Consider the following 25,777-nt stretch of genomic DNA (forward strand, 5'->3'; position numbering starts at 1 on the left):
CTGCCCGGCGACGACTCCCGGTGCCACAGCCGCCGTCCCACCGGCCCGTGCCCATCCGGCCGCCCCGCCCACCGCCCGGAAACCGGAGGCCGGATACCCTGGTGACCCCATGTCTGTGTTGAACTCCGCCCAGCAGAAAGCGGTAGCCGAGCTGCTCCGCGTGTCCCCCGTCGCCGATGAGCTCGGGCGGCGCTTCGCCGACGCCGGGCACGAACTGCACCTGGTCGGCGGCTCGGTCCGGGATGCGCTGCTCGACGGCCTCAACGACGACCTCGACTTCTGCACCGACGCCCGTCCTGAGCAGACCCTCGCCGTGGTGAGTGGCTGGGCCGAGGCGATCTGGGAGACCGGGCGCGACTTCGGCACGATCGGCATCCAGAAGCACGGTTCCCGCATCGAGATCACCACCTACCGTGCGGAGTCCTACGACGGGGTGACGCGCAACCCGGTGGTCTCCTACGGCACGTCGCTGGTGGACGACCTGTCCCGCCGCGACTTCACCATCAACGCGATGGCGGTGTCGGTGCCCGGGCACGAGTTCACCGATCCGTTCGGCGGCCTCGCGGACCTGGCCGCCCGGGTGATCCGGACGCCCGATGCGCCGTCGATCTCGTTCGGTGACGATCCGCTGCGCATGCTGCGGGCCGCCCGGTTCGCCGCGAAGCTGCGCTTCACTGTGGACGAGCCGGTAGTCGCGGCGATGCGCGACATGGCCGCTGATCTCGACCGGATCACCGCGGAACGGATCCGGGACGAGTTCACCAAACTGATGTGCAGCGCCGATCCGATCACCGGGCTGCGCCTGCTTGTCGACACCGGGCTGGCCGACCGGTTCCTGCCGGAACTGGCCGGTCTGAAACTCGAGATCGACGAGCACGCCCAGCACAAGGACGTCTACGAGCACACGCTGATCGTGGTCAGCAACGCGATGCGTCTGGAGGGTGACGAGGCCCCCGACTTCGTGCTGCGGATGGCCGCGCTGATGCACGACGTCGGCAAGCCCGCCACCAAGGCGGTCGGCCGGGACGGCCGGGTCAGCTTCCACCACCACGAGGTGGTCGGCGCCCGGCTCACCAAACAGCGGATGAAGGCACTCAGGTACCCCAAGGACGTGACCTCCGAGGTGGTCGGGCTGGTCGCTCTCCACCTGCGGTTCTACGGGTACGGCCGGGGCGAGTGGACCGATTCGGCGGTGCGCCGGTACGTCACCGACGCCGGCCCGCTCCTGTCGAGGTTGCACAAGCTGACCCGCTCCGACGTGACGACCCGGAACCGGCGCAAGGCCGCCCAGCTGGCCGCCGACTACGACGCGCTGGAGGACCGGATCGCCCGGATCGCGGCCGAGGAGGACCTGGCCAAGGTCCGCCCCGACCTGGACGGCAACGCGATCATGGAGCTGCTCGGGGTGCCGCCCGGCCCGGTCGTCGGCCAGGCCTGGCGTCACCTGAAAGAGCTCCGGCTCGACCGCGGCCCGCTGGACCACGAGGAGGCCGAGGCGGAACTCCTCAAGTGGGCCCGCGAACAGGGCCACATCGCCTAATTGCGGGTGACGGTGAGGATCGCGTCGTTGAACTGCCTCGGCAGCGTCGCCTCCTCCAGCGGGATTCCGTCGGCGGTGAACAGTTCGGCGTGGCGGCTGCCGATGGCCAGGATCCGGCCGTCGCCCAGGAACAACGCCTGGCCGCTGATCGGGTCGCCACGCAGGGCCCCGGTGGTGGTGTCCGCGATGCGGGTCGACGTCGAGAAGTCCTCATCCTGCACCCTGACCAGCACCGAGCGACCATCCGGCGACCAGGCGTCCGTGCTGGCCGGCACGCCGGTCATCGGGATGCTCCGTACCAGCTTTCCGGTGTCGGCCGAGTAGATGTCGGCGGATGCGACGACGGCGGCCCGGGCCTCGGAGCGGGGCACGTTGTCGTCCCGGCGTCCGACGGCCACCTCGCGGCCGTTCGGCAGCCAGGTGAAGTAGCAGAGGTCCGGGCAGAAGTAGCGGATCGCGGAGTTCTCGAACACACGGTGTGACTTGGTGGCCACGTCGTAGACGGCGAAACCGTCCGGCGTGGGCAGCAGCAGTCGCGAACCGTCGGGCGACCACTCCGGCTTGGAGTCGATGTCGAACTGCATCCGGACGCCGATCGTGTCCACCGTGCGGTCGGCGGCGTCGAGAACGCGTACCTTTCCGCTGCCGGTCGAACCGGCGAACAGCTTGCCGTCCGCCGACATGCCCAGCGGGTCGTAGGCGAAGGCCAGTTGCCGGTACCGGCCGGTGGATCGGTCGAGCGACACGTACATCTTGCTGTCGTCGGCGCCGGGGAGCGTCAACATGCTGACGGTCGCGCCGCCGGGAAGCCGGTACGGGCTCTTGATGCTGAAGCCGGGCAGGGCACGGGTGAGCACCGAGGGCGTCACGGTGACCGTCGGGGCCGGCTCCACCACCGGTTGCGGCGCCTCGCGGCGCAGCGCCACGTAGGGCACGGCGACGGCGGCGAACATGACGACGACGAAGGCGCCGAGTGCGGTGCGGCGCCGGCGCCGGATCCGCCGGCCGCGGGCCCGCGCCACGGTGGCGAGGTTCTCCGTGAGCGGCGCCCCGTCGGCGAGGTCGAGTACGGCGTCGCGCAAGCTCTCCTCCAGGTCCCTCATCGGGCTCCCCCCATCGACGTGATCCGGTCGCCGACCATGTCGCGCAGTTTCACCAGCGCACGGGACGCCTGGCTGGCCACGGTCCCGGGCCGGCAACCGAGGGCCTCAGCCGTCTCCTCCACCGAGCGGTCCTCCAGGTAGCGCATGACCAGCACGGCCCGTTGCCGGGCCGGGAGCGAGAGCAGCGCCTGCTGCACCGTGATCCGGTCGGCGACACGTTGATCGTGGCGGTCACCCGCGGCGACATCGGGTACGTCGGCGACCGTCACCTCGTTCTGCCGGCCGGGACGGCGCCAGGCGGACGCGCGGTCGTTGTAGATGATCTTTCGGACGTACGCCTCGGCGTCGGTGTGAATGCGCGGCCATCGTGCGTACGCCTTGGCCAGTGCACCCTGCACCAGGTCCTGCGCGGCCTCACGGTCACCCGTCAGTGCGTGCGCGATCCGGAGCAGTGACTGCCCCCGGGCCGCGACGAACGCGGTGAACTCATCCTCGAGTGACTGCCTCACCGGTCACCTCCGCCGGGCATGACGCGCGAGGGATCCAGATCTTTGCATCCGGTTTCCGGCTCTTACTTCTCTTGCGTCGGAACGGTAGCGTCCTGTCCATGATCGCCGTACGCAACCGGGCCCTGGCCGCACTGCTGGCCGTCGCGCCCGCCGCCGCGCTCCTGGCCGGCTCACCGGCACAGGCCGCGGATCCCGCCATCGTCATCAAGTCCGCCTCGGTCAGCCGGGACACCGTCGTCCTCAGCTCCAAGGCCGGCTGCACGAATGTGACCTTCACAGCGGTGCTGAGCGCGCCCATCCCGGACGGAAGCCCGGCACCGAGCGGAATCCGCGTCGACCTGGAGGGTCCCACGCCCCGCGACGACCACCTGCGCGGGAAGGACCTCACCCGGGTGGGGTCGACGACCACGTACCGGGCCACGGTGCCGCTGTGCGGCAGTGACCACTCCGGTCGCTACCTGGCCATCGTGTCCGGCGGTGTCTACACCGGACCCGGCCAGGCCACATACATCGACCCCGCCTTCTTCGACATCTCGATCCTGCGGCCGTCGAAGCTGACGCTCAACGCGTCGCCCGAGCCGGTGCGCAAGGGACAGAAGATCACCGCCAAGGGCGTGCTGAAGGTGAACGGCAAGACGTACGCCAAGGCGACCGTGAAGGTCTGGTTCAAGGCGACCGGGGCGACCACCTGGACCTACCGGGGTGCCGCCACCACGAACAGCAAGGGCTACTACAGCAAGCGATTCACCGCCACCCGGAGCGGCGTCTGGAAGGCCGTCTACGAGGGCGACTGGAAGCGCAACGCCGCGGTCGCCGGTGACGCCGTCAAGGTGCGGTAACTTCACCGGACCCACGAGGCAGACTTGGCGCATGTACGTCATCGAGTCGCCGATCGGCCCGCTCGGTGTGGTCGTCGACGGTCCAGCTGTGGTCGGTGTGCGTTTCGCCGCCCGGCCGGGCCCGTCCACCGACCACCCGGCGGCCGGGGAACTGCGCGCCTATTTCGCCGGTGAGCTCACCGACTTCACCGTGCCGTTCGAGCTGCGCGGCGGGTCGGAGTTCGAGCGGGCGGTGTGGGCCGAGATAGCCCGGATCCCGTACGGCGAGACGATCACCTACGGGGCGATCGCCACCGCCCTCGGCGACCCGGGCGCGGCACGGGCGGTCGGTACGGCCTGCAACCGCAATCCGGTTCCGGTGATCGTGCCGTGTCATCGCGTGGTCGGTGCCGGCAACAAGATGGTCGGCTTCGGCGGTGGCCTCGACCGTAAACGCCGCCTCCTGGAGCTGGAGGCGGGAGTGGCGCTGCTCCGATCGTGGATGTGAGAAGGCCGGCCCACGATGTGAGCCGGCCTTCTCAGCGCGATCGGGTCAGCGCTCGATCTCACCGGAGATGAACGCCTCGACGGCCGCGTGGGCGTCGTGGTCGCTGTACTGCACGGGCGGGGACTTCATGAAGTAGGAGGACGCCGACAGGATCGGGCCACCGATGCCGCGGTCCTTGGCGATCTTCGCGGCGCGGACCGCGTCGATGATCACGCCGGCCGAGTTCGGGGAGTCCCACACCTCGAGCTTGAGCTCGGCGTTCAGCGGGGTGTCACCGAAGGAACGACCCTCGAGACGGATGTACGCCCACTTGCGGTCGTCGAGCCACGGCACGTGGTCGGACGGGCCGATGTGCACGTCACTCTTGATCATCTCGTGCGGGATCTGCGAGGTCACCGACTGGGTCTTCGAGATCTTCTTGGAGACCAGACGGTTGCGCTCGAGCATGTTCATGAAGTCCATGTTGCCGCCGAAGTTGAGCTGGTACGTGCGCAGCAGTTCCACCCCGCGGTCCTCGAACAGCTTCGCCAGCGCGCGGTGCACGATGGTGGCGCCGACCTGGCTCTTGATGTCGTCGCCGACGATCGGCACGCCCGCGTCGGTGAACTTCTGCGCCCACTCCGGGTCGGAGGCGATGAAGACCGGCAGCGCGTTCACGAAGGCGACACCTGCGTCGATGGCGGCCTGCGCGTAGAACTTGTCGGCCTCCTCGGAGCCCACCGGGAGGTAGGAGACCAGGACGTCGACCTCAGCGTCCTTGAGGGCCTGCACGACGTCGACCGGCTCGGCCGACGACTCCTCGATGATCTCGCGGTAGTACGTGCCCAGACCGTCGAAGGTCGGGCCGCGCTGCACGGTGACGCCGGTCGGCGGCACGTCGGTCAGCTTGATCGTGTTGTTCTCGCTGGCGACGATCGCCTCACTGAGATCCATGCCGACCTTCTTGGCGTCCACATCGAACGCCGCGACGAACTTCACGTCGGATACGTGGTATTCGCCGAAGGTCACGTGCATGAGACCCGGGACGCGGTCGTTGGGGTCGGCGTTCTTGTAGTACTCCACGCCCTGCACGAGGGACGAGGCGCAGTTACCCACACCGACGATGGCGACGCGGACGGAGCCCATCGCGTTTGCCTCCTTGTTGTTCATCACGGCCGGTCCGGGTGCGGACGCGGTGTTTCTGGGGGAGCCGTTCCCGCCGCCGGCGTTCCGCCGGCGGGAGCGGGGTCAGGGATGCCGGTGAGCCCGGCGCGATTACGGAAGGCAGGGGTACGACCGGAGCGCTCGTTGGTGATCAGTTCCTCGAGCCAGCGGACCTCTCGCTCACACGCGTCCAGGCCGTGGCGCTGCAGCTCCAGGGTGTAGGCGTCGAGGCGGTCGGCGGCCCGGGCCAGGATCTCGCGCAAACCCTCGCGACGCTCCTCGATCCGGCGGCGGCGGCCTTCCAGGATGCGCAGCCGGGTGGCGCGATCGGTCCTGGAGAAGAAGGTGAAGTGCACCCCGAAGCCGGCGTCGTCGTAGGTCTCCGGGCCGGCCTGGGTGAGGAGCTCGGCGAAGTGTTCCTTGCCCTCCGCCGTGATCTTGTAGACAACCCGCCCCCGCTTGCTGGTCATCGGGGGAACAATGTCGTCGCTGGCCTCGGCCTCACTGATCCAGCCGGCGAGCTTCAGCCGCTTCAGAGTGGGGTACAGAGTGCCGTAACTGATCGCGGCGCGGAGCGTGCCGAGTTTGGTCGCGAGTTCCTTGCGGAGCTCGTACCCATGCATCGGGGCCTCCTGAAGGAGACCGAGGATCGCCAACTCGAGCACTGGCCCTCCCTCGAACTGTGCTCCCGGACGAGAACTGTGCTCCCGAACGAAGCTGGATCCCGATGTATCGGCCCGATACATCGTAACCGTAGATCGGGAGGCGAACCTGTGCAACTCGGCCATCCTTCGCAGTCGCCGCGCCACGCTGCGTGATGACGGTCGCCGCAGCGGCGGGGACCGCGTACTCTCTTCGCCATGCGCACGCAGCGGCAGGTTGTCGACTACTCGCTACAGAGGCGAGCAGTCCTGCGTGACGTCAAAAACGGCCGGATCGGCACGCTCGAGGTCTGCGACGCGTCTCCTTACTTGCGAAACGCCGCGACTTTTCATGGCGAGCCGACCGAAGAACGGTGCCCGATCTGCCGCCGGGACAACCTGACACTGGTGCACTACGTCTATGGCGACGAGCTCAAGCAGTCCGCCGGCCAGGCGCGGAAGTTGGCCGAGCTCCCGGTGCTCGCGATGACGCTGCGTGAGTTTCAGGTTTTCGTCGTCGAGGTCTGCCGTTCCTGCTCGTGGAACCACCTCATCGAACGGTTCGTTCTCGGCCGCGACGGCCTCGCTGCGGACGAGATGTTGCACACCGACGTTATGGTCTCGTCCGGTGGAGGGGGATCCCACCGGACAGGTCAGACGTCACACGGCGGGGAGGTTCGGCGATGAAGATGAACCGGATCGATCTCGCTAACGTGTACGAGTTTGTGACCGGAGAACGGTCAACGCAGACAAGAGACAAGGGGGCTGCCGGGATCGCAGCCCACAACGCCCGCTCGAGGCGCAGCGTCGGGACGGCCCGTCCGGGCCTTTCGACCGCGCCCCCGCGACCGGTAGGTGTGAGGGAATGAACGCGTACGGCGATTCGCAGTCCGCACGAGCCCGGGTCCAAGTACCCGGGCCGTCCGCTGCTACCACGCCTGACGACGAACCACGGAACGTGGCCAAGCCCGGACCGGACGCATATCGACGTCCATCCGGTGCCGCCGCGGTTCCCGGCTCGTCGGGACGGGCGTCGGTGGGCAGTGCCTCCGCTGCCCGGGCGTCGGTCGGCTCCGCATCCGTAGGGTCCGCGGCGGTGGGTTCGGCGCCACCGGGCCGTGCCGCGGTGGGCTCGGCAGCTCCGGGGCGTGCCTCGGTGGGTGCCGCGGCTGTCGGCGGCCGTGCCTCGGTCGGTGCCGCCCCGGTCGGCGGCCGTGCCTCGGTGTCACCCGGTGGACCGGGTGGCCCGGGTGGGCCCGGCGGTGGCGGTGGCTCCGGAGGTTCCGGTGGCAGCGGCGGTAAGAAGGGCCGTGGCAAGGCGGACAAGAAACACCGCCGTGCCAACATCCTGACCGCGGCCGCCGCGGTGCTGGTCATCCTGCTCGGCGTCGGCATCGTCGGAGGCACCTACTTCTTCGACGACATCAAGCTGCCGCCGCCCAAGGCCGAAGACCAGATGAACACGTTCCTCCTCGCGGGCGGTGGCAAGTCGCCACAGGTGCTGCAGAAAACCGGCTCGCCGCGGATCAACGTGCCGTACCAGCGGATGAGCCCGAACATCATGAACGCCGTGATCGCTGCGGAGGACATGAACTTCCGCAGCCACAACGGCATCGACATGAAGGGCATCGCCCGCGCCGCGTGGAACAACTTCACCGGTGGCGAGCTGCAGGGCGCGTCGACGATCACCCAGCAGTACGCCCGGCACGTGGCTGACGAGAAAGAGATCAGCTACAGCCGGAAGCTGCGCGAGGCGGTGATCGCCCGCAAGCTGGAGTCCGAGTACGGCAAGGACGAGATCCTCGGCATGTACCTGAACTTCATCGACCTCGGTCGCGGACGGTACGGCGTCGAGTCGGCCGCGAACGGCTACTTCAACGCCACGGTGATGAAGGACACGAAGAACGAGATCAACGTCTACCAGGCCGCGGTCCTCGCCTCGATCATCAAGCAGCCCTACAAGACGAACACCCACCCCGGCTACGACCCGGCCAACAACGAGGTCGAGGCCAAGCAGCGCTGGGAGTACACGCTCAAGAACATGCTCGAGATGGGTGCGATCACCCAGGAGCAGTACGACAAGCGGCAGTACCCCAAGGTCAACCCGCCGACCTCCACCTCCAAGAACGCCCTGGAGAACAAACCGGTCAGCATGGTCATGCGCCACGTGCTCTTCGAGTTGAAGGAACTCGGCATCACCGAGGAGATGCTGGAAAAGGGTGGTTACACGGTCACCACCACGATCAACCCGAAGGTGCAGGCGGCAGCCGAGAAGGCCGGCTCCCGGCTGAGCCAGACGTCGCCGATGTACAAGCGGCCGAAGACGTACCAGGCCTCGGTGATCGGCATCGACCCGAAGAGCGGCGAGGTGCTCGGCTACTACGGCGGCGACGACCCGAACGGCATCGACTACGGCGGCTACATGCAGGGTGACGGTAGCGGCGTCCCCAGTGACGGCAGCGGTGGTCAGTCCCCGGGTTCGACCTTCAAGATCTACACGCTGGCCGCGGGCCTGCGGGCGGACTACTCGTTCGACACGATCTGGGACGCGACCAAGAAGAAGGCGAACGGCGATGTGATCAGCAACGCCGGCGCCGACGACAAGACGCTGTGCCAGGGCAAGAGCACCTTCTGTGACCTGGAGTTCGCGACCGTCAAGTCGTACAACTTCCCGTTCTACTGGATGGCTGACCAGATCGGCCAGGAGAAGGTCATCGAGGCGGCCCGCGACGCCGGCGTCGGCACGATGTGGACCGACGGCGGCAAGAAGATCGACCTCACCAAGAAGGAGAACGCGAGCAAGTTCGCGAACAACTTCGACAACGAGGTCGCGTTCGGCCAGTACCGTGTGGTGCCGCTGGAGCACGCCGCGGGTGTCGCCACCATCGTCAACGGCGGTGTCCGGCACAAGGCCCACTTCGTCAAGCAGGTCCGCCAGCGCGATCCGAAGACCGGCACCGAGACTGTCCGCTACACCGCCGGCAAGAAGGGCGATCGGGTCTTCGACGCGGACAAGACGTCCGACCTGCTGGGTGTGCTGAAGAAGATCCCGGGCGCCGCCGGCAACACGGTCGAGGGCCGGGAATCGGTCGGCAAGAGTGGCACCTGGGAGATCAAGGTCGGCTCCAAGCGCCTCAGCGGTGACACCTGGTTCGTCGGTGGCATTCCGCAGCTCGCCGCGACCGTGTGGGTCGGTGGGGCGGGCAAACGTGTGCCGCTGAAGGAGAAGGACGGCGGCAACATGTTCGGATCCGGCACCCCTGCCGCGATCTGGGAGGAGTTCCTCGAGACCGCCGCCGAGGCGATGAAGTGGGAAGAGGAGAAGTTCCCGGAGCGCATCCGGACCGGTGACGCCACCAAGGGCAACGGCGTCAAGCCGGTGGAACAACCCGGCATCGATCAGAACAGCGTGTTCTGCCAGCTGACACCGAACGACCCGCTGTGCCAGGGCGGCGGCAACGGCGAAGACGGCGGAGACGACGACGACGACGACGCGAACCCCGGCAACAACAATGGCGGGCCCAACAACGGTGGCGGTGGCGGACCAGGCCCCCGGTAGCTATCAGGACCTGACAGCGGCGCCCATCCTCTCGACGAGGGCGGGCGCCGCTCCCTTATCGGGACCTGTGGATCTCAGGAAGATCGGTGTGCCGCACGTGGCCGATGGCCCCCGGGCGCCCGGGATGCGGCATGATGCCAAGACATGAGCGCCCAACCACCCACAGAACGGCCCGACGTCTCCAGAGCGACCTCGGACGGTTTCGTGCGCGGGCTCTCCGAAGCCATCGGCGGACCGCTCGGTGCCCACGCCGTCCCGCCGGACTCCAGGCCCGGCCGGTTCTGGACCGCGCCGCGGATCGTGATGGCTCTCGCCTGCCTGATCCTCGCTCTGTCCTGGGTGCAGAAGTCCCCCTGCATGGACGGCAACTGGCAGAAGAACATCCAGTACACGCGGTACTGCTACACCGACGTGCTGGCTCTCTACTTCGCCGAGGGACTCAACGAGGGCAAGGTCCCCTATCAGGACCACCCCGTCGAGTACCCGGTCGTCACCGGCTACTTCATGGGTGCGCTCGGCCTGCCGGTGCACGCCTACGGCGAGACCCACCCCGACATCAACCAGGGCAGCTGGTTCTACAACGTCAACGCGCTGGTGCTGTCCCTGCTGGCGGTGATGAGCGTGGCGATCGTGCTGTCGCTCCGGCGCCGCCGGCCGTGGGACGCGGCGATCTTCGCGGTCTCCCCGATCATCGTGGTCACCGCCACGATCAACTGGGACTTCCTGGCGATCGGTCTGTTCGCCGTCGGCCTGGCCCTGTGGGTGAAACGACACCCGATGTGGGCCGGCGTCTTCTTCGGATTAGGGGCCGCGGCGAAACTGTGGCCGGTGTTCATCCTCGGGCCGATCCTGATCCTGGCGTTGCGCACCGGCCGGCTACGGTCGTTCTTCAGCTCCTTCACGATGGCCGGCGTCACCTGGCTCATGGTCAACCTGCCGGTGATGATCCTGTGGCACGAGAGCTGGCTGCGGTTCTTCCGGCTCAACGACGAACGGCCGATCGACTGGGGCACCTTCTGGTACATCGGTCGATACCTGGACGGCAAGTGGAACACGGGAACGGCCGGCGACCAGGGCCCGTTCCAATGGCTCAGTGACCACATCCCCGAGCTCAACCGCCTGTCGTACGCGCTCTTCGCCCTCTGCTGCCTCGGGATCCTGATGCTGGGCCTGCTGGCCCCGCGCCGTCCACGGCTCAGCCAGCTCGCCTTCCTGGTCGTGGCTGCCTTCTTGCTGTTCAGCAAGGTGTGGTCCCAGCAGTACGTGTTGTGGCTCATCCCGCTGATCGCCCTGGCCCGCCCGAAGTGGGGAGCGGTCGTCGCCTGGACCGTCGCGGAGATCGGTTACCTCGCCGCCTTCTACGCCGAGCTGATGGGTGCCGGCGGCAAGTCGGTCATCCCCGAGGGCACCTTCGTGCTCGCCTCCACCGCCCGTTTCGTCACCGTGGCAGTCCTGTGCGGCCTGGTGATCAGGGAGATCTGGCGGCCCGAGCTCGACGTGGTCCGGGAGTCCTACGGCGGTGCCGACCCGGACGCGGGCGTGCTCGACGGGCCGGAGCAGCCGTGGATCAGCCGTCTGCGCCGGACGTTCGGCCTGGGCCCCTCACTGGAGGCTCCACCCCCGCCCCCCGTTCACGAGGGCAGCAGCGCGGCTCCGATCGGCGCGCCTAGTCAAGGGTGAACACGACGGCGCCCGGGACGTCCTCGCGCCGCAGACCGAGACTCTCCACCGGCAGGTCGCCGGCATTCTCCCAGGAGGTGCCGGCGATGTGGTCGCTGAGCAGCAGCACCCGCCGGACACCGAGCGAATCGAGATAGGCCACGCTGGCGGCGTCGGGGAACGCGGCGACCTTGGCGCGCAGTTCGGCCTGGGCGCGGGCGTTGAAGGTGCCGCCACCGTTGGTGACGTCCTGGAATTTCGAGGTGGTCCAGAGCTGCACGGTCTGGTCGGTCAGCTCGGCGGTCGGCAGCACGAGCATCGGGCCGGGCACCGTCCGCATGGCGGCCGGCTGGACCGGAACGATCGGGTGGGCCGTGGTGTTCCAGCCCTCCAGCGCGACCAGGAACAGCGGGACCAGCGTGGCCAGGCGCAGCCACGGGCCCGGCCACGGCGGGATCCGCTGGGCGGCGAGATGCTCGGCCCGGCGCACGAAGTCGTCGACGGCTCCGGCCGCCAGGATCGCCAGGATCAGCGTCACCCACAGCATCAGGCGGCCCGGGATGCGCAGGTCGAACGAGGCCGGGAAATGGCCGAACAGCGGCATGTAGGTCCAGCGGCCGTCGAAGAAGCTGGTTCCCAGGGTGAGCACGATCGAGACGGCCAGGGCGGTCACCAGCAGCAGGCGGTGCCGGAGCCGCCAGATCGACAGGAACAGGCCGGCCAGGGCCAGTGCGTAGAGGGCGAAGCCCGGCAGCAGCGACATCTCGGCCGCCCAGCCGAGCGACGACCGTAGCGACTCGTGCGCGGCGCCCCAGACCCGTGACTCGGCCGGGCCGATCAACAGGCTACGCGGCGGTGGCGAGAAGAAGGTGATCTCCTCCAGCCGGGAACCGGTGTCGTCGCGCCGGATGTACGGCACCGCGATCAGGATGCCGACCGCCGCGAAGATCGTGGCGCCCATGATGTTGATGTTGGTGAGCAGCACGCCGACGAGCGGCTTCCGCCGCGCCTTCAGCGGCCCCGTGGGGCGGGGCGGCGGAGTCGGGCGGCGGAAGAAGCGGAGGAACCGCAGGAACCGGGGAAGCCGGGAGCGGCTCCGCCGGGGTGGGCTCTCCAGCACGTCCGCCTTGGACAGATCAAGCGCGGGCTGGACCGCGGTGTCCTTCAGCGGCTCGGCGGCCTTCGCGATCGCCTGAGCGCGGCCGGCTTCCGACGTGGGCTGCACCTTGCCGACCTGGGGCTGGGGTTGCACCTTGCCGGCCGGCGGCACAGCCTGAGCCCTACCGGGTTCCGGAGTCGTTCCCGCCTTGGCCTGCTGCGGGTTCGCTCCAGGCCTGTCGGATGCCGGATTCGCCTCGGGTTTGCCTGGCTCCGGCTTGCTCGGCTCCGGCTTACCCAACTGGAGCTTTCCAGGCTCGGGCTTGCCTGGCTCGGGCTTTCCAGGCTCGGGCTTTCCAGGCTCGGGTTTGCCGGGCTCCGGCGCCGTCGGTGAAGCCTTGTCCTTCGGCGCGCCGTCTTTCGGGGCTGCCGCGGTGCCGTCTTCCGGGGCCGTCGATGGAGTACCGGTCTTCGGCAGGGCGGCCGGATCCCGGTCCTTCCTGGGCAGCGGGCGGAGATGATGCACCACGCCGGCAAGGAAGAGACAGAGCAGCAGCACACCCAGGACGTACGCGAAGGGGACACCCAGGGAGAAGCCGAGCGAGAGTTGCCAGATCGCGACGAGCCAGCCGGTGATCGCCCAGGTGGCGCTGCGTCGTTCGGCGCGGAATCCGTGCCGCAGCGAGTAGCCGTGGCCGCGGGCCAGCATGGCCAGGGCCAGCGGGATGCCACCCGCCGAGATGATGTCGAGGTGGCCCTCCTGCGCCAGCCGCCACGGCGCGTAGGCGAACGCCACCGCCGCCACCGCCGCACCGGTTCGCAGGGCGCCGAGCTGTCGTACCAGGGCATAGGCACCGATCACGAGCAGAGCATGAGCCAGCACGAACAACACGTTGTAGCGCAGGATCGCGGCGCTCGGCCCGGTGCCGAGCATCCCGGCGAGCGCGTAGCCTAGGAGGCTGTCGCCGAACGCGAAGGCGTCGGCGGCCGGGAAGTACGAGTTCGACTGCCACAGCCGGACCGGGTCGGTGATCAGGATGTGGCCTAGCCAGGACAACTGCCAGGCCTGCCGGGAGGGATCACCGAGGTCCTGCGGAAGCGTGTACATCGGGTAGCGCAGAGCCGGCCAGGTCATCGCCACGGCCAGCAGGCAGCCCGCGTAGACCATCAGGGCGTACTCGTGGATCAGGGAACGCAGCGACGCCCGTAGCCCGCGGCGCAGCAGGCCGGGCTGCTGGTCCGGCGTCGCGGCGAAGGCCGACCACGGGTCCGGCGGGGCACCGGGAGGTCGCGTCGCCGGCAGTGGCTGCCGCTTCTTCGTACCCCCGCCGGTGTGCTTCGGATCTTTGTTTTCAGGCTTGCTGGGCTCGTCGGCGACGGTCAGCGGGACGACCGCCGCTGAGGACTTGTCCTTGGTGGCCTTCGCCGGGCGACTTCCGCGAGCGAACAGCCCGAACCGCCGCCGGTGTCCCGGCGCGGCGGCAGGCTCAGGCGCCGCCGCTTTGTCGGAAGCGGGCGGGATCGGCTTCGGCTGCTCGGTCATGACCCTCCCCGTGGGCGGTGCGTCAGTTACCCGCCCGCTCCCGCAGCAGGGCGATGTCGGCGGTCTGGCCCTCCACTCCGCCGGGCGTCTCCACAATGGCCGGAGCGCCGGAGGCGCGGATGGCGGCGATCACCAACTCGGGGTCGATCTTCCCATTACCGAGGTTGTCGTGCCGGTCCTGGCCGGAGTCGAATCCACCCTTCGAATCGTTGGCATGGATCAGGTCGATCCGCCCGGTGATCGCCTTGACCCGGTCGACGACGCCGACCAGGTCCTCCCCGCCGGCGAACGCATGGCAGGTGTCCAGGCAGAAGCCGGCACCGAACGAGCCGACCGCCTCCCACAGCCGGGCCAGGTCGTCGAAGCGCCTGGCACACGCGTTGTCGCCACCGGCGGTGTTCTCGATCAGCACCGGCAGGGGCAGCCCACCGTCCTTCTCCGCATACTCGAAGGCCTTCCGCCAGTTCGCGAAGCCGGCCGCGAGGTCCGCGCCGGCACCCACGTGTCCACCGTGCACGATCAGGCCTTTCGCGCCGATCTCGGCGGCCGCCCGGGCGTGTGCCATGAGCAGTTTGCGGCTCGGGATGCGGATCCGGTTGTTGGGGGACGCGACGTTGACGATGTACGGCGCGTGGACATAGACGTCGATCGCCGACGCACGGAGAAGCTCGGCATCCTCGCGCGGTTTGGGCGAATTGTATTTCTGTGGGTCGGTCAGGAAGAACTGCACGGCCTCGGCGCCACGGGCGGCGGCCTCGGCCAGCGGGTCGGCTGAATCGACGTGGGCTCCGATGCGCATGGGACGAGCCTACGACGCGGGTACGACGCTTCTCCCCCGCGTCACCGGCGTCTGTCACGAGTCGTTAGCTCCATTGATCACGCTTGACGGATGCCGGTACAGGCCGGCGTTGAACTGGGGGATGGTGCATGTCGCGGCAGTTCCGATACCGGATGGCGGCTCTGGTGCTGAGTGGTTTGATCATCGGCGCCCCGCTGCTCACGAACGGGACGGCGAGCGCCGACCAGTTGGAGGCGAACGACCGCCAGGTGAGTTTCGGCGGCGCCGGCGTGCTCGGCCTGTCCTGCGGTTCTCAACCGAGCGTCGAGTCGATGACCGTTCCGGCCAGCAGTGTCGTCCGGGTGGTCAATCAGACCGGGCACGACGCGCAGCTGAAACTCGCCGGGGCGCCGAGGGGCACCATCCCGGCGGACGGCGCCGCCGAGGTGGTGTTCCGGCGGGGCACCACGGCGGTGCTGCTCACCCCGGACTGCTCGCTCGGTGAGGACACGAGGCCGGTGCTGGTCACCGCGGCCCCGTCGGCTTCCTCCGAGGAGCCGGGGCCGACCCCGGTGCCGGCGAGCGGCGGTGCCTCGGCGGTGATGTCTAAGCCGGCGGCCGGTTCCGGCTCGCCGTCGCGTACCTCGGCCGGTTCGACGCTGCCGGACACGATCGCCCCGGCGTCGCGGCCGGCCCGTACCGCTCCGGGGGACTCCCGGCGTGGCGTTCGCCGTCCGGCCGAGTCGCGTCCGGCGAGCGCGTTGCAGGCCGCCACGACGGCGGCGCAGGCGATGCCGCAGGGCGACATCAACCCCAGGATCAAGGCCGGAACAATTCGGGGTACGGCCGGAATCGGCGCCCCCGCGTTCGCCGGCATGCCGCCCGGCGACCGGAAGGCGATCGTGCCCCCGGTACCGCCGCAGGACCGGCCCGTGCCGTCGGCGACGGAGACCGGGGCCGACGGTGCCCTGCCGGTGGTGGAGACGACCGAACCGGGCGGTTTCCGGGCTGCGGAGCCGGTCGCGGCGGTGGGCCGGATCGAGGACGGGCATCCGCTGGGCCTGCTCGGGCTGACAGCTCTGGTGTGTGTCCTCGGCGTGGCAACCGCCGCGATTCGGGCAATCGTGTCGCAACGTGCATCTCGTACAAATATGGCGTAAGCTCCGACTTAGAGGCTCCGCGGGGCGTACGCGTCCAACCTCATCGGTGTGGTCGTTCCTCCCCAGGTCCCACCCAACGAATCGGGCCGGACGCCCCGCGGCTCTCCATCGGCGACCCCGTCCCTCGGACGGGGTCGCCGTTTTTGGGTCCTGTGCCCGACCTGGGTATGCTGGCTCGGTTCGCAGTGTGTTCGCCGTGGGCGCATGTCTCCCACGGCTTTCTTCTGCGAGCGACACAAGACCTCCTGCCACGGAGAGACCGTGGCCGCTAAGCCCACAGGAGGTGAGACAGTCTTGCGTCATTACGAACTCATGGTGATCCTCGACCCTTCGCTCGAGGAGCGCACCGTCGCACCGTCGCTCGATCAGTACCTGAACGTGATCAGGACCGCGGGTGGCTCGGTGGAGAAGCTCGACGTCTGGGGCCGTCGCCGGCTCTCGTTCGAGATCAACAAGAAGGCTGAAGGCATCTACGCGGTCGTTGACCTGCAGGCGACGCCCGAGGCCGTGGCCGAGCTGGACCGTCAGCTCCGGCTCAACGAGTCCATCCTGCGCACCAAGGTCATCCGTCCCGAGACCCGCTGAGCCGTTTTTGTCAGAGGGTCCTGAGACCCTTTGCATCAACGACCCGAGCGGCGAGGAGAAGTTTCATGGCTGGAGAAACCGTAATCACGGTCGTTGGCAACCTGGTCAACGACCCTGAGATGCGTTACACCAACTCGGGGGCGGGTGTCGCCTCGTTCCGCATCGCCTCGACGCCGCGGACGCTGGACCGGCAGAGCGGCGAGTGGAAAGACGGCGAGGCGCTCTTCCTCACCTGCAACATCTGGCGTGAGGCCGCCGAGCACGTCGTCCAGTCGCTGCAGCGCGGCGCCCGGGTGATCGTGCAGGGCCGGCTGCGTCAGCGGTCCTACGAGACCAAAGAGGGCGAAAAGCGTTCCTCCTACGAGCTCGAGGTGGACGAGATCGGTCCCTCCCTGCGCTACGCCACGGCGACGGTGCAGAAAGCGGTCCGGTCCGGCGGCGGCGGTGGCTTCGGCAACTCCGGGGGCGGTTACGGCTCCGGTGGTGGCGGCAACAGGCAGTCCGGTGGCAACAACAACAGTGGCGGCGGCGGTCGGGGCAACAGCAACGACTTCGACGACCCCTGGTCCACGGCTGCGCCGGCATCCGGCGGCCGCTCCGGCGGTGGCAACTCCTCGTTCGGCGACGATGAGCCTCCCTTCTGAGCCCACGGGCTTCCCGATCATCAACAGGAGTTTGAGCAATGGCTAAGGCCGCTGCGCTTCGCAAGCCGAAGAAGAAGGTGAACCCGCTCGACAAGGACGGGATCACCTACATCGACTACAAGGACACCGCGCTTCTGCGGAAGTTCATCTCCGACCGCGGCAAGATCCGTGCCCGCCGCGTCACCGGTGTGACCTCCCAGCAGCAGCGGCAGATCGCCCGCGCGGTCAAGAACGCCCGTGAGATGGCGCTCCTGCCGTACACGGCCACGGCGCGCTGAGAGAGGACACCAAGATGAAGATCATCCTCACTCAGGAAGTGTCCGGCCTCGGCACCCCCGGCGACATCGTCGAGGTGAAGAACGGTTACGGCCGCAACTACCTGCTCCCGCAGGGGTTCGCGATCCAGTGGACCAAGGGCGCCGAGAAGCAGGTCGTCGTGATCAAGCGGGCCCGCGAGGCTCGTGAGATCCGTGACCTCGGTCAGGCCAACGAGGTCAAGGGCCAGCTGGCCGGCCTCAAGGTCACGCTGAAGGCGCGCTCCGGCAACGGTGGCCGTCTGTTCGGCTCGATCACCCCGGCCGAGATCGTCGACGCGGTCAAGGCCGCCGGCGGCCCGGCGCTCGACCGTCGTCGTCTCGAGCTCCCCGGTCACATCAAGACCACGGGCTCGTACAACGTCCAGGTCAAGCTGCACCCCGAGGTGACCGCGACGTTCCCGGTGAACGTGGTGGCTGCCAAGTAGTCGTTCGTACTACGCCGAAACGGCGCGCTGGGCTCCGGCCCGGCGCGCCGTTTCGTTTCCGGCTGAGATTGCCACCGGTGACGGCTGGGATTCAGCTGAGGTCCTTGCCGAGGCCGGAAGTCAGCGGAGGCTGTTGCCGGTGATGGGATTCAGCGGAGGCTGTTGCCGGGGTGGGGACTCAGCTGAGGCTGTTGCCGGTGATGGCCGAGGCCAGCACCGTCGCGAGACCGCCGCCGACCACGGCCGCGGCCAAGCCCACACTCGCCGACTTCCAGGCCGTCGTGGCCGTTCGCAGCCCGTAGGCCACCAGCATGCTCAACGCCAGCGAGATGCCGAACTCCGGCGCGGCGTCGGCAAGCGTGTCCAGGGCGTGATCGCGTTGGCCGCTGTTCAGCAGGAAGATGCCCGCCACGAAGAGGACGACCGGCACGCCGTACCAGACGACGGTGTAACCGACCGCGGCGAGCGGGCTGCTCTCCTGGTCTTCCTGTTCCTCGTCGTCATCCGGGTCGAGCAGATCGTTCGGCCGGCCCGACGGGAAGTCGCCGGCCATCGGCCGTCGCTCGTAGGAGCCGGTGCCCTGGAAGGCACCGGTGCCCCGGCGCGGCGGCCAGGAAGTGTCCTCCTCCACGCCGGCACCCGGCGCGGCGCTCGGCGCCTGGATCACCGAGGTGGCGCTCAGGGCCAGATTCGACGATCCGCCGACCGCGGCTGAGCCGCTTGGCCGAAAGGGAGGAAAGTCCGACGTGTCGTAACGGCGGGACTCGCCCTCGGCCAGATCACTCTGGCGGGACAGCTCGCGGCGCCAGTCGGTCTCACCATCCTGCCCGGCGCCTCGATAGTCGGCCCCGCGCCGGCCGGCGCGTTCGGCTGCGAGCCAGTCCGCAAGAGGCGGACGGTCACCGAAGCCACCACCACCGGCGGGCGGCGGCGGATCGTCGCGGTCACCCCAGCCGCGGCGGGACGACGTGTCGGTCAGCGGGTCGGGCCGGCGTGCCGACGGGTCGCCGGGCGACGACACCTGGGCGCTGCCGTACACCGGCTTCTGCTGCGCGGCCCACGCCGGCCCGGAGGCGGGCGCCGAACTGCCCGCCGGTAATGCGCGAGCGGAGCCGTAACCGGGACGGCGAGGCTCCGACGGGATGTCGTAGCCCGACGGCTGCGACGGAACCCCGTAGGACGGCCCCTGAGGCCGCTGGGGCCGCTGCCGTTCCTCATCGGCCCAGGATGTCTCCCCGCCGTCCGGAGTGCCGTAGGGCGGCCGCTGCGGCGCCTGACGCTGCTGCCGTTCCTGGTCCAGCCACGACTGGCCGGGCGGCGGGCCGCCGTACGCGGGACGTTGTGGCTCCTGCCATGCCGGGCCGCTCGCGGGGGCGGCCGGCAACTCTCGGGCACCGTAGGCGGGCTGCTGCGGGGCCGACGGCCCGGCCGGGAGTTCCCGGGCACCGTAGGCGGGCCGCTGCGGTTGCACCGGCGGCCCGGCCGGAAGCTCACGGGCAGCGCTGCCGAAACCGCTGCGGCTCTGCGCCTCGGGGCGCGAGGGACCGTAACCCCCGCCGGGCGGGAGCTCACGCTGACCGCCGCCGTACCCAGGGCCCTGCCAGCGCGGGGATTCCACCTGAGGCTCGTCCCGGTACGCCTGGCGGCGCGGCTCCGGCACACCGGTGTCGGACCACTGCGGCGGCATCGGGCCGGGACGTCCGCCGTCCGGCTCGACACCGGCCCGGCGGTTCGGCCGTGTTTCGGGCGCGGCCTGCCACACCTCGGGACCCAGCGGTTCCTCGGGCATGGCGGACTCGGCAGCACGACGCCGACGGCCGCCGCCGTACCCGCCGGTGCTGTAAGGGTCGTCGGGCCGGCGCCGCCTGCTGTCCGGGCCGTCGTCCGCCAGGCCGTCCGCCGCCCAGCCGGAGCCGCCGGCGTCACCGGCCGGAACGGAACTGCTCGGCAGCGGTCCGCCGGGCACACCACCGGGCGGATCGGCGCGCCGGGCACGACGGCCGGTGTTCTCCGGCTCGTCCTCCCTCATCGCCTCGCGACGGGCCGCCTCGGCACGCCACGCGAGAACCCGTGGATCGTCCTCCGCGCGGCTCCATTGGCCGGTGTCCGGGTCGCGGGTCCAGTTGCTGGTGTCCTGCTCGGCGTCCCAGGACGCGGTGTCCTCGCGCCAGTTCGTCGGGTTGGAGTTGTAGCGGGGCTGCCGCTCCGGACGGGATCCGCGCCGGCCACCTGGCTCGGCCCGGGATGGCGCGGCTCGGGATGGATCGGGACGGGGTGGCTCGGAGCGTGACTTCTCGGCCTGACGGCGCCGGTCGCGCCGCGACGGGGCCTCGGATCGGGCCCCCCAGACGGGCGCCTCGGCCGCGTCACCCTGGCCGGTGAAGGCCGGGATGCTGCCGGTGTCGGTGTGCCCGGCCCAGTCGTCGTCCGAACCGCTCGACCAACCGGAGCCACCGGCCGGCGCGGACTGGCTCTCGGCGGCTCGGCGCCGGCCGGCGCGAGTGGGGCGCTCGGTGTAACCCGATCGTTCGGGGTGACCAGGCTGCTCGGGATAGCCAGGCCGCTCGGGGTAACCGGGCTGCTCGGCGTAACCGGGCTGCTGGGCGTGACCCGGCCGCTCGGTGTGACCGGCGTCCCGGCTCCAGGCCGCCCGGTCGTCCTCCCGGACCAGGTGACGGGCATCCTCGGCGGGCGAGCGCTGCCAGCCCGGTGCCTCGGTGCGTTCCCAGCGGGTCAGCCCGGTCGTGTTCTCGCCCGGACCCGGACGGCCCTCACCCGCTCCCGGACGGTCCGACCATGCCGGGCCGGAGGCCGACGCGGTGGACCAGGTGCCGGTGTCCGCGCCGCGGCGGCGGGACGGAGTCTGCGCCGACGGCTGCTGCCATGACGGGGTCTGCTGGGGTTGCTGCCAGGACGGCGCCTGGGTAGCCGGCTCCTGCTGCCAGGACGGTGCCTGCTGTTCCTTCTGCCAGGACGGGGCCTGCTGCTCCTGTTGCCAGGATGGCGCCTGCTGTTCCTTCTGCCAGGACGGGGTCTGCGTGGACGGCTGCTGCCATGACGGGGTCTGCTGGGGCTGCTGCCAGGACGGTGTCGGAGCGGACGGCTGCTGCCATGACGGGAGCTGGGTGGACGGCTGCCGCCAGGACGTGGTCTGCTCGACCGGGGTGGTCGCGGCCGGCAGGTCGGGGCGGCGCTGCCAGGACGACGAGGTGTCCGGCTCGGTGCGCTGCCAGGACGGGGTCTCCGGCTCGGACTGCCGCCACGACGGGGTCTCCGGCTCGGACTGCCTCCACGACGGGGTGTCCGGTGCGGAGTGCCGCCACGACGGGGTGGCGGCGTCGGTCTCGGAACCGGTCTCCCACGCGGTGCCGGGGATCGACGGCTTCTCCCGCTCCGGGGCGGCGTCGTCCTCGGCGCGCCACGCCTCGGTGGTGGACCGCCAGACGTGCGAGCCGGTGGCCGAGCGCCACTCGGTGGTCTGCCGCCAGCGTGCACCGGTGGCCCGCCACTCGGCGGTCTCGGTGCGCCAGCCGACGCCGTCTGCCGGGAAGGTGGGCCGGCCGGTGGTGGTGACCTCGGAGGACCACCGGTTCGCCGGCTCGACGGCCTGGCCGCCGCCACCGTTGTACGGCTCGACCTCCGACTGCTGTGCCCAGTCGTCGGCCCGGCGCTGCCAGGTGAGTGCCTCGTCGCTCGGTGCCATGCTGCCGGTGTCGGTCAGGGACGACCAACGGGACTCGGATTCCTCGGCCTCCGGTTCACGGGTGGGCCAAGGTCCCGCAGCGCGCCGAGTGCGCGACATGCGGGTCCCGTAGTCCCACTCCCGTTGGTCCACCTGAAAAGGGTGACGTGCGCGAAGCGGAACCGCAACGCCTCAGTGCGACGGCTTGCTCACTGGAGCCGGTATTTCCGCTGATCCTGAACTGTTTCTGCCCTCCACAGGTGGGGACGACGAATCCCCTGCTCGGGTCGGTTGTCAGCAAAGTTGTCCACACGGTGTGCACAGGGCTACCCACAGAGTCACCGGGGATGTCCACAGGTTGTCCAGAGGCTTGTCCACCGCGGCAGTTGGGCTGGTGGCGGCGAGATTCGTACAGTGGTCCAGCCTCACAAGCGGACTTTGATCGGATCGAAGCACTGAATCCGGTCCGGGATCAGTCGAAGGGGTTGTCCGGGACGATCCGATTCGTGAGGCGGCCATGGCCGAGTGGAGGGGGAAACCGGTGTCGATCACCGACGACACGAGGCCTGAGTCGCGGCCGCCGTCCCAACCGGGGGGCAGCTCCGGCGGGGGTAACTTCACCGGAGGCGGCGGAGGAGGCGGCCGGGGTGGCGGCGGCTCGGACGGTGGCCAGTTCGACAAGGCCCCGCCGCAGGACGTCGCGGCCGAGCAGGGCGTGCTCGGCGGAATGCTGCTGTCCAAGGACGCGATCGCCGACGTGGTCGAGATCCTGAAGGTCACCGACTTCTACCGGCCGGTGCACGCCACGATCTTCGACATCATCCTCAACCTGTACGGCCGCGGCGAGCCGGCCGACGCGCTCACCGTGGCCGCTGCGCTCGCTGACTCCGGGGACCTGCAGCGGGTCGGCGGCGTGCCGTACCTGCACACCCTGATCGAGAGCGTGCCGACCGCGGCGAACGCCTCGTACTACGCCCGGATCGTCTCCGAGCGTGCCATTCTGCGTCGCCTGGTCGAGGCCGGCACCAAGATCGTCCAGCTGGGTTACGGCACGGGCGGCAACGGCGGCCGCGACGTCGACGACATCGTCGACCTGGCTCAGCAGGCCATCTACGACGTCACCGAGAAACGGGTCAGCGAGGACTTCGCGGCCCTCGGCGACATGCTTCAGCCGACCCTCGACGAGATCGAGGCGGTCGGTGCGTCCGGCGGCGTGATGACCGGCGTCCCGACCGGGTTCGCCGACCTCGACCGCCTGCTCAACGGCCTGCACGCCGGCCAGCTCATCATCGTGGCCGGCCGTCCCGGTCTCGGTAAGTCGACCGCGAGCATGGACTTCGCCCGTAACGCGGCGATCCAGCACGGTCACGCCAGCGCCATCTTCTCTCTCGAAATGAGCAAGATCGAGATGGTGATGCGCCTGCTTTCCGCCGAGGCCCGCGTGCCACTGCACACGCTGCGCTCCGGCCAGCTCTCCGATGACGACTGGACCAAACTGGCCCGGCGGATGGGCGAGATCAGCCAGGCGCCGATCTTCGTGGACGACACACCCAACATGAACCTGATGGAGATCCGGGCGAAGGCACGCCGGCTCAAGCAGCGTCACAACCTCCGGCTGCTGGTCATCGACTACCTGCAGCTGATGTCCTCGCCGAAGAAGACCGAGAGCCGCCAGCAGGAGGTCTCGGAGCTCTCCCGTGGCCTCAAGCTGCTGGCCAAGGAGATCGAATGCCCGGTGATCGGCGTGAGTCAGCTGAACCGTGGTCCCGAGCAGCGCACGGACAAGCGCCCGCAGCTGTCCGACCTGCGTGAGTCCGGTTCCATCGAGCAGGACGCCGACGTCGTGATCCTGCTACACCGCGACGACTACTACGACAAGGAGTCGCCACGCGCGGGGGAGGCCGACTTCATCGTCGCCAAGCATCGAAACGGCCCGACCGACACCATCACGGTGGCGGCGCAGCTGCACCTTTCTCGTTTCGTCGACATGGCGATCTGAGCCCGACATGGCGCTGAGCCCGACATGGCGCTGAGGTGGGCATGACGCTCAGGTGGGCATGACGCTCAGGTCGGCATGGCCGGGTGAAGCCGGCATGGCTGTCTGAAGCCGGCATGTCCATCTGAACGCTTCCTGGCAGCTTTTGTCCGGCTGGTTCTCACCGCTGTCTCGAGACGGTCGAGACAGCGGTGACAGCCAGCCGGACGTAAGGCCGCGACGGGGCGATCAAGGACGATTGATGCGGTTAAGGCACCTCGGCGGAGCGGTGGTTGGTGACCAGTTGTTCGATCTGCCGGGATTTGCCGGCGGAGGCGTGCTGAACGGTTTCCACGATCACTCGCGCGAGGGTTTCGGGTGACCATTCACGGCAGACCTGCGGGTTGAGCCGGAGGTCGACGAGGCGGCCGTCGGCGTCCACAGTGGCTCGCACCTCACCGGCCTCGGATTCCGCGCTGACCTGCATGGCGGCGACGCTGCGCTGGAGTTCGTCCACTCCGGAGCGCATTTCCTCGTATCGGCCGTAGGTGTCCTCGAGGTCGGTGCGCAGGTTGGGGTCGGCGGCTCGATCAGTGGTTTCAGTCACGGTTGTTCCTCCGTTTGCCGCGACAGGGGGGCGGACGTGAGAATACCCAAGATCGGCGACGTTGCGTATTCCGGCAACTTCGTAACGCACACGAAAAGAGAGACTTATCGAAATAGTTCACTCTCAAGTGACGATGCGACTTCATTTTGTCACTACTCAGAGTGATCAATTGCACTCCGGCAATAGTGCCATCGCGACGAAGGCATCAAGCTCACACGGCTTGACCGTGCACTGTGGATCGACGCGTCCGGCGACGACATGACTCTGCGTGCCCAGAGCTCCGGTGGTGGCGGCAGAAAATTATCGCCCCGGATCTTCGCCCTCGAGGCGAAAACCTTCCTGGAGCGGACCTCCGGCGCGTTGCAGGACCGCAAGAATCTCCGCCACGAGCGGCTCGCGGTCGCCGAGAACGTCCTGCTGCGCGGCCGCGAGCCGGCCCGGCAGTTCGGGGTCGATCTCGGCCAGCCGGCGGGGCAGCCATTTACCCCGTGCCGACCAGCGGTTCTCGGCGAGCAGCAGCAGATCGGAGGCGGCGAGTACGAGAGTCGCCGCGAGGTAGGAGATCTCCACCGGATCGGAACAGCCGCGCAGATCGTCGAGCATGTCGGTGACCAGGTAACGCTGCATGTCGACGATGGTGGCGGCCGGCGCGGCGGGTCCGGCGGCGAGCAGGGCGGCGGCCCGTTCCCGATAAGCCTCGGCGGCTCCGTCGGTGCTGGTCAGGATCACGCCCTCGGCAACCATCCGCAGCAGCGGGGTACGGCGTCGCGCGGTGTCCTGCCGCCAGTAGTGGCGCAGCGAGCCGGGTGTCTGCACGAACCACTCGACGAGCTGGCCGGAGTGGCGCAGAGTCTCCCGGAACGGCGCCGGTGGCCCGTCCAGGACGACCACGATGTCCAGGTCGGACCATGCGGTCCGGCGGGCGGTCGGCGAGCTGCCACCGAGGAAGGCGGCGTGCGCGTGCGGGAACCGCTCACCGGCGAGGCGAGCGGCGAGAGCCACGGGATCGGCCGACATGCGATACAACGTCGCACACCGCATGCCGACCGCACCCGAGAATTTTCGACGGCGATCAGGCCGGGCCGCATGACGGCCCGGGAGCGATCAGTCGAACAGGTCGTGCAGGAAGCCCTTCCGCCGGTAGTGGCCGTGGTGCCCGTAACCGGGAGCGGTGCGCCGGTAGTGGCCGTGGTGGCCGTAGGCCGGGGCGGGCGGCGGGTAGGCGTGCGGGGCCGGCTGACCGTAGGCGGGCGGGGGCGGGGGCGGGTAACCCGGCTGCGGCGGGTAGCCCGGCTGGTGCGGGGCGGGCGGAACCTGACCGCCGGCCGGGGGCCGGTTGTAATTGGCCTCGACGGCGAAGAGCTTCTCCAGCTCCCCACGGTCCAGGAAGATTCCGCGACACTCGGTGCACTGGTCGATCGTGACGCCACTGCGCTCGTAGACCCGCATCTCACCGTGACACTTGGGACAGGTCATATGCATT

General features: G+C 69.3%; 22 protein-coding genes. 12 read left to right on the forward strand and 10 right to left on the reverse strand.

Annotation, left to right across the window (positions count from 1 at the left end; genetic code table 11):
- Window positions 1-109: 109 nt before the first annotated feature.
- Entirely contained in the window at window positions 110-1,540 is a 1,431-nt protein-coding gene (locus AB0G04_RS14560; protein ID WP_360982039.1) for a CCA tRNA nucleotidyltransferase, read from the forward strand.
- Here AB0G04_RS14560 and AB0G04_RS14565 read toward each other — a convergent pair.
- On the reverse strand, window positions 1,537-2,643 hold the full coding sequence (locus AB0G04_RS14565; protein WP_360982041.1) for a WD40 repeat domain-containing protein: 1,107 nt from the start codon (window positions 2,641-2,643) through the stop codon (window positions 1,537-1,539). The genes AB0G04_RS14560 and AB0G04_RS14565 overlap by 4 nt on opposite strands.
- Window positions 2,640-3,152, reverse strand: a complete 513-nt coding sequence (locus AB0G04_RS14570) for a SigE family RNA polymerase sigma factor (RefSeq protein WP_360982043.1) — start codon at window positions 3,150-3,152, stop codon at window positions 2,640-2,642. The genes AB0G04_RS14565 and AB0G04_RS14570 overlap by 4 nt, the downstream gene beginning before the upstream one ends.
- 98 nt (window positions 3,153-3,250) lie before the next feature.
- Here AB0G04_RS14570 and AB0G04_RS14575 point away from each other — a divergent pair, with 98 nt between their 5' ends.
- The gene (locus AB0G04_RS14575) at window positions 3,251-3,991 is read left to right on the forward strand and encodes a hypothetical protein (protein WP_360982045.1); all 741 of its coding nucleotides are present in this window, start codon (window positions 3,251-3,253) and stop codon (window positions 3,989-3,991) included.
- 31 nt (window positions 3,992-4,022) lie between these two features.
- Window positions 4,023-4,478 carry a methylated-DNA--[protein]-cysteine S-methyltransferase gene (locus AB0G04_RS14580; protein WP_360982047.1) on the forward strand — a complete coding sequence of 152 codons (456 nt, stop codon included), beginning with the start codon at window positions 4,023-4,025 and terminating at the stop codon, window positions 4,476-4,478.
- Between the two features lie 45 nt (window positions 4,479-4,523).
- On the opposite strand, the gene AB0G04_RS14585 is transcribed toward AB0G04_RS14580, so the two are convergent.
- Together AB0G04_RS14585 and AB0G04_RS14590 are read right to left on the reverse strand one after the other, a co-directional pair.
- Complete coding sequence (locus AB0G04_RS14585) at window positions 4,524-5,603, reverse strand: inositol-3-phosphate synthase (protein ID WP_360982049.1); 1,080 nt, start codon at window positions 5,601-5,603, stop codon at window positions 4,524-4,526.
- Window positions 5,604-5,626: 23 nt separating this feature from the next.
- Complete coding sequence (locus tag AB0G04_RS14590; RefSeq protein WP_360982051.1) at window positions 5,627-6,286, reverse strand: PadR family transcriptional regulator; 660 nt, start codon at window positions 6,284-6,286, stop codon at window positions 5,627-5,629.
- Between the two features lie 195 nt (window positions 6,287-6,481).
- Here AB0G04_RS14590 and AB0G04_RS14595 point away from each other — a divergent pair, with 195 nt between their 5' ends.
- From AB0G04_RS14595 to AB0G04_RS14605, 3 genes are all read left to right on the forward strand, one after another.
- The gene (locus tag AB0G04_RS14595; protein ID WP_360982054.1) at window positions 6,482-6,949 is read left to right on the forward strand and encodes a DUF5318 domain-containing protein; all 468 of its coding nucleotides are present in this window, start codon (window positions 6,482-6,484) and stop codon (window positions 6,947-6,949) included.
- A 409-nt stretch (window positions 6,950-7,358) separates the two neighbouring features.
- Window positions 7,359-9,821, forward strand: coding sequence for a transglycosylase domain-containing protein (locus AB0G04_RS14600; protein WP_360982056.1), 2,463 nt, complete (start codon window positions 7,359-7,361; stop codon window positions 9,819-9,821).
- Window positions 9,822-9,965: 144 nt separating this feature from the next.
- Entirely contained in the window at window positions 9,966-11,501 is a 1,536-nt protein-coding gene (locus AB0G04_RS14605; protein ID WP_360982058.1) for a glycosyltransferase 87 family protein, read from the forward strand.
- Here AB0G04_RS14605 and AB0G04_RS14610 read toward each other — a convergent pair.
- Together AB0G04_RS14610 and AB0G04_RS14615 are read right to left on the reverse strand one after the other, a co-directional pair.
- Entirely contained in the window at window positions 11,488-13,746 is a 2,259-nt protein-coding gene (locus AB0G04_RS14610; protein ID WP_360982302.1) for a hypothetical protein, read from the reverse strand. The genes AB0G04_RS14605 and AB0G04_RS14610 overlap by 14 nt on opposite strands.
- Before the next feature lie 397 nt (window positions 13,747-14,143).
- A complete protein-coding gene (locus AB0G04_RS14615) occupies window positions 14,144-14,920 on the reverse strand; it encodes a deoxyribonuclease IV (protein ID WP_360982060.1) in 777 nt (258 codons plus the stop codon).
- A gap of 128 nt (window positions 14,921-15,048) precedes the next feature.
- Here AB0G04_RS14615 and AB0G04_RS14620 point away from each other — a divergent pair, with 128 nt between their 5' ends.
- The 5 genes from AB0G04_RS14620 to rplI all read left to right on the forward strand — a co-directional run bounded on the left by AB0G04_RS14620 (window position 15,049) and on the right by rplI (window position 18,030).
- Window positions 15,049-16,059 carry a hypothetical protein gene (locus AB0G04_RS14620; RefSeq protein WP_360982062.1) on the forward strand — a complete coding sequence of 337 codons (1,011 nt, stop codon included), beginning with the start codon at window positions 15,049-15,051 and terminating at the stop codon, window positions 16,057-16,059.
- A gap of 294 nt (window positions 16,060-16,353) precedes the next feature.
- Window positions 16,354-16,644 carry a 30S ribosomal protein S6 gene (gene rpsF / locus AB0G04_RS14625; protein ID WP_014448192.1) on the forward strand — a complete coding sequence of 97 codons (291 nt, stop codon included), beginning with the start codon at window positions 16,354-16,356 and terminating at the stop codon, window positions 16,642-16,644.
- Between the two features lie 65 nt (window positions 16,645-16,709).
- Window positions 16,710-17,288: a single-stranded DNA-binding protein gene (locus AB0G04_RS14630; RefSeq protein WP_360982064.1), complete on the forward strand. Its 579-nt coding sequence runs from the start codon at window positions 16,710-16,712 to the stop codon at window positions 17,286-17,288.
- A gap of 38 nt (window positions 17,289-17,326) precedes the next feature.
- Complete coding sequence (rpsR, locus tag AB0G04_RS14635) at window positions 17,327-17,566, forward strand: 30S ribosomal protein S18 (RefSeq protein WP_007073789.1); 240 nt, start codon at window positions 17,327-17,329, stop codon at window positions 17,564-17,566.
- A 14-nt stretch (window positions 17,567-17,580) separates the two neighbouring features.
- Window positions 17,581-18,030: a 50S ribosomal protein L9 gene (gene rplI / locus AB0G04_RS14640; protein WP_043529634.1), complete on the forward strand. Its 450-nt coding sequence runs from the start codon at window positions 17,581-17,583 to the stop codon at window positions 18,028-18,030.
- Between the two features lie 178 nt (window positions 18,031-18,208).
- Here the strand turns inward: rplI and AB0G04_RS14645 are convergent, their stop codons facing one another.
- Complete coding sequence (locus tag AB0G04_RS14645) at window positions 18,209-21,733, reverse strand: hypothetical protein (protein ID WP_360982066.1); 3,525 nt, start codon at window positions 21,731-21,733, stop codon at window positions 18,209-18,211.
- A gap of 520 nt (window positions 21,734-22,253) precedes the next feature.
- On the opposite strand from AB0G04_RS14645, the gene dnaB reads away from it, so the two are divergent.
- Window positions 22,254-23,711 (forward strand): replicative DNA helicase, encoded by a 1,458-nt coding sequence (gene dnaB / locus AB0G04_RS14650; RefSeq protein ID WP_360982068.1) that lies wholly within the window; start codon window positions 22,254-22,256, stop codon window positions 23,709-23,711.
- A gap of 244 nt (window positions 23,712-23,955) precedes the next feature.
- On the opposite strand, the gene AB0G04_RS14655 is transcribed toward dnaB, so the two are convergent.
- The 3 genes from AB0G04_RS14655 to AB0G04_RS14665 form a co-directional block, all read right to left on the reverse strand.
- Window positions 23,956-24,294, reverse strand: coding sequence for a YbaB/EbfC family nucleoid-associated protein (locus tag AB0G04_RS14655; protein ID WP_360982070.1), 339 nt, complete (start codon window positions 24,292-24,294; stop codon window positions 23,956-23,958).
- 300 nt (window positions 24,295-24,594) lie between these two features.
- Window positions 24,595-25,311, reverse strand: coding sequence for a nucleotidyltransferase domain-containing protein (locus AB0G04_RS14660; protein ID WP_360982072.1), 717 nt, complete (start codon window positions 25,309-25,311; stop codon window positions 24,595-24,597).
- An 87-nt stretch (window positions 25,312-25,398) separates the two neighbouring features.
- On the reverse strand, window positions 25,399-25,776 hold the full coding sequence (locus AB0G04_RS14665; RefSeq protein ID WP_360982074.1) for a zf-TFIIB domain-containing protein: 378 nt from the start codon (window positions 25,774-25,776) through the stop codon (window positions 25,399-25,401).
- Window position 25,777: the final 1 nt, after the last annotated feature.

Origin of the sequence: Actinoplanes sp. NPDC023801 (genome assembly GCF_040639655.1) — a bacterium.
GTDB lineage: Bacteria > Actinomycetota > Actinomycetes > Mycobacteriales > Micromonosporaceae > Actinoplanes.

Bases quoted from the DNA above. Each gene is read 5' to 3' on its own strand.
- AB0G04_RS14560 (WP_360982039.1), top strand. From the start codon at position 110: ATGTCTGTGTTGAACTCCGCCCAGCAGAAAGCGGTAGCCGAGCTGCTC.
- AB0G04_RS14565 (WP_360982041.1), bottom strand. From the start codon at position 2,643: ATGAGGGACCTGGAGGAGAGCTTGCGCGACGCCGTACTCGACCTCGCC.
- AB0G04_RS14575 (WP_360982045.1), top strand. From the start codon at position 3,251: ATGATCGCCGTACGCAACCGGGCCCTGGCCGCACTGCTGGCCGTCGCG.
- AB0G04_RS14580 (WP_360982047.1), top strand. From the start codon at position 4,023: ATGTACGTCATCGAGTCGCCGATCGGCCCGCTCGGTGTGGTCGTCGAC.
- AB0G04_RS14585 (WP_360982049.1), bottom strand. From the start codon at position 5,603: ATGGGCTCCGTCCGCGTCGCCATCGTCGGTGTGGGTAACTGCGCCTCG.
- AB0G04_RS14595 (WP_360982054.1), top strand. From the start codon at position 6,482: ATGCGCACGCAGCGGCAGGTTGTCGACTACTCGCTACAGAGGCGAGCA.
- AB0G04_RS14605 (WP_360982058.1), top strand. From the start codon at position 9,966: ATGAGCGCCCAACCACCCACAGAACGGCCCGACGTCTCCAGAGCGACC.
- AB0G04_RS14610 (WP_360982302.1), bottom strand. From the start codon at position 13,746: ATGGTCTACGCGGGCTGCCTGCTGGCCGTGGCGATGACCTGGCCGGCT.
- AB0G04_RS14615 (WP_360982060.1), bottom strand. From the start codon at position 14,920: ATGCGCATCGGAGCCCACGTCGATTCAGCCGACCCGCTGGCCGAGGCC.
- AB0G04_RS14620 (WP_360982062.1), top strand. From the start codon at position 15,049: ATGTCGCGGCAGTTCCGATACCGGATGGCGGCTCTGGTGCTGAGTGGT.
- AB0G04_RS14630 (WP_360982064.1), top strand. From the start codon at position 16,710: ATGGCTGGAGAAACCGTAATCACGGTCGTTGGCAACCTGGTCAACGAC.
- rpsR (WP_007073789.1), top strand. From the start codon at position 17,327: ATGGCTAAGGCCGCTGCGCTTCGCAAGCCGAAGAAGAAGGTGAACCCG.
- rplI (WP_043529634.1), top strand. From the start codon at position 17,581: ATGAAGATCATCCTCACTCAGGAAGTGTCCGGCCTCGGCACCCCCGGC.
- AB0G04_RS14645 (WP_360982066.1), bottom strand. From the start codon at position 21,733: ATGGCACCGAGCGACGAGGCACTCACCTGGCAGCGCCGGGCCGACGAC.
- AB0G04_RS14660 (WP_360982072.1), bottom strand. From the start codon at position 25,311: ATGTCGGCCGATCCCGTGGCTCTCGCCGCTCGCCTCGCCGGTGAGCGG.
- AB0G04_RS14665 (WP_360982074.1), bottom strand. From the start codon at position 25,776: ATGCATATGACCTGTCCCAAGTGTCACGGTGAGATGCGGGTCTACGAG.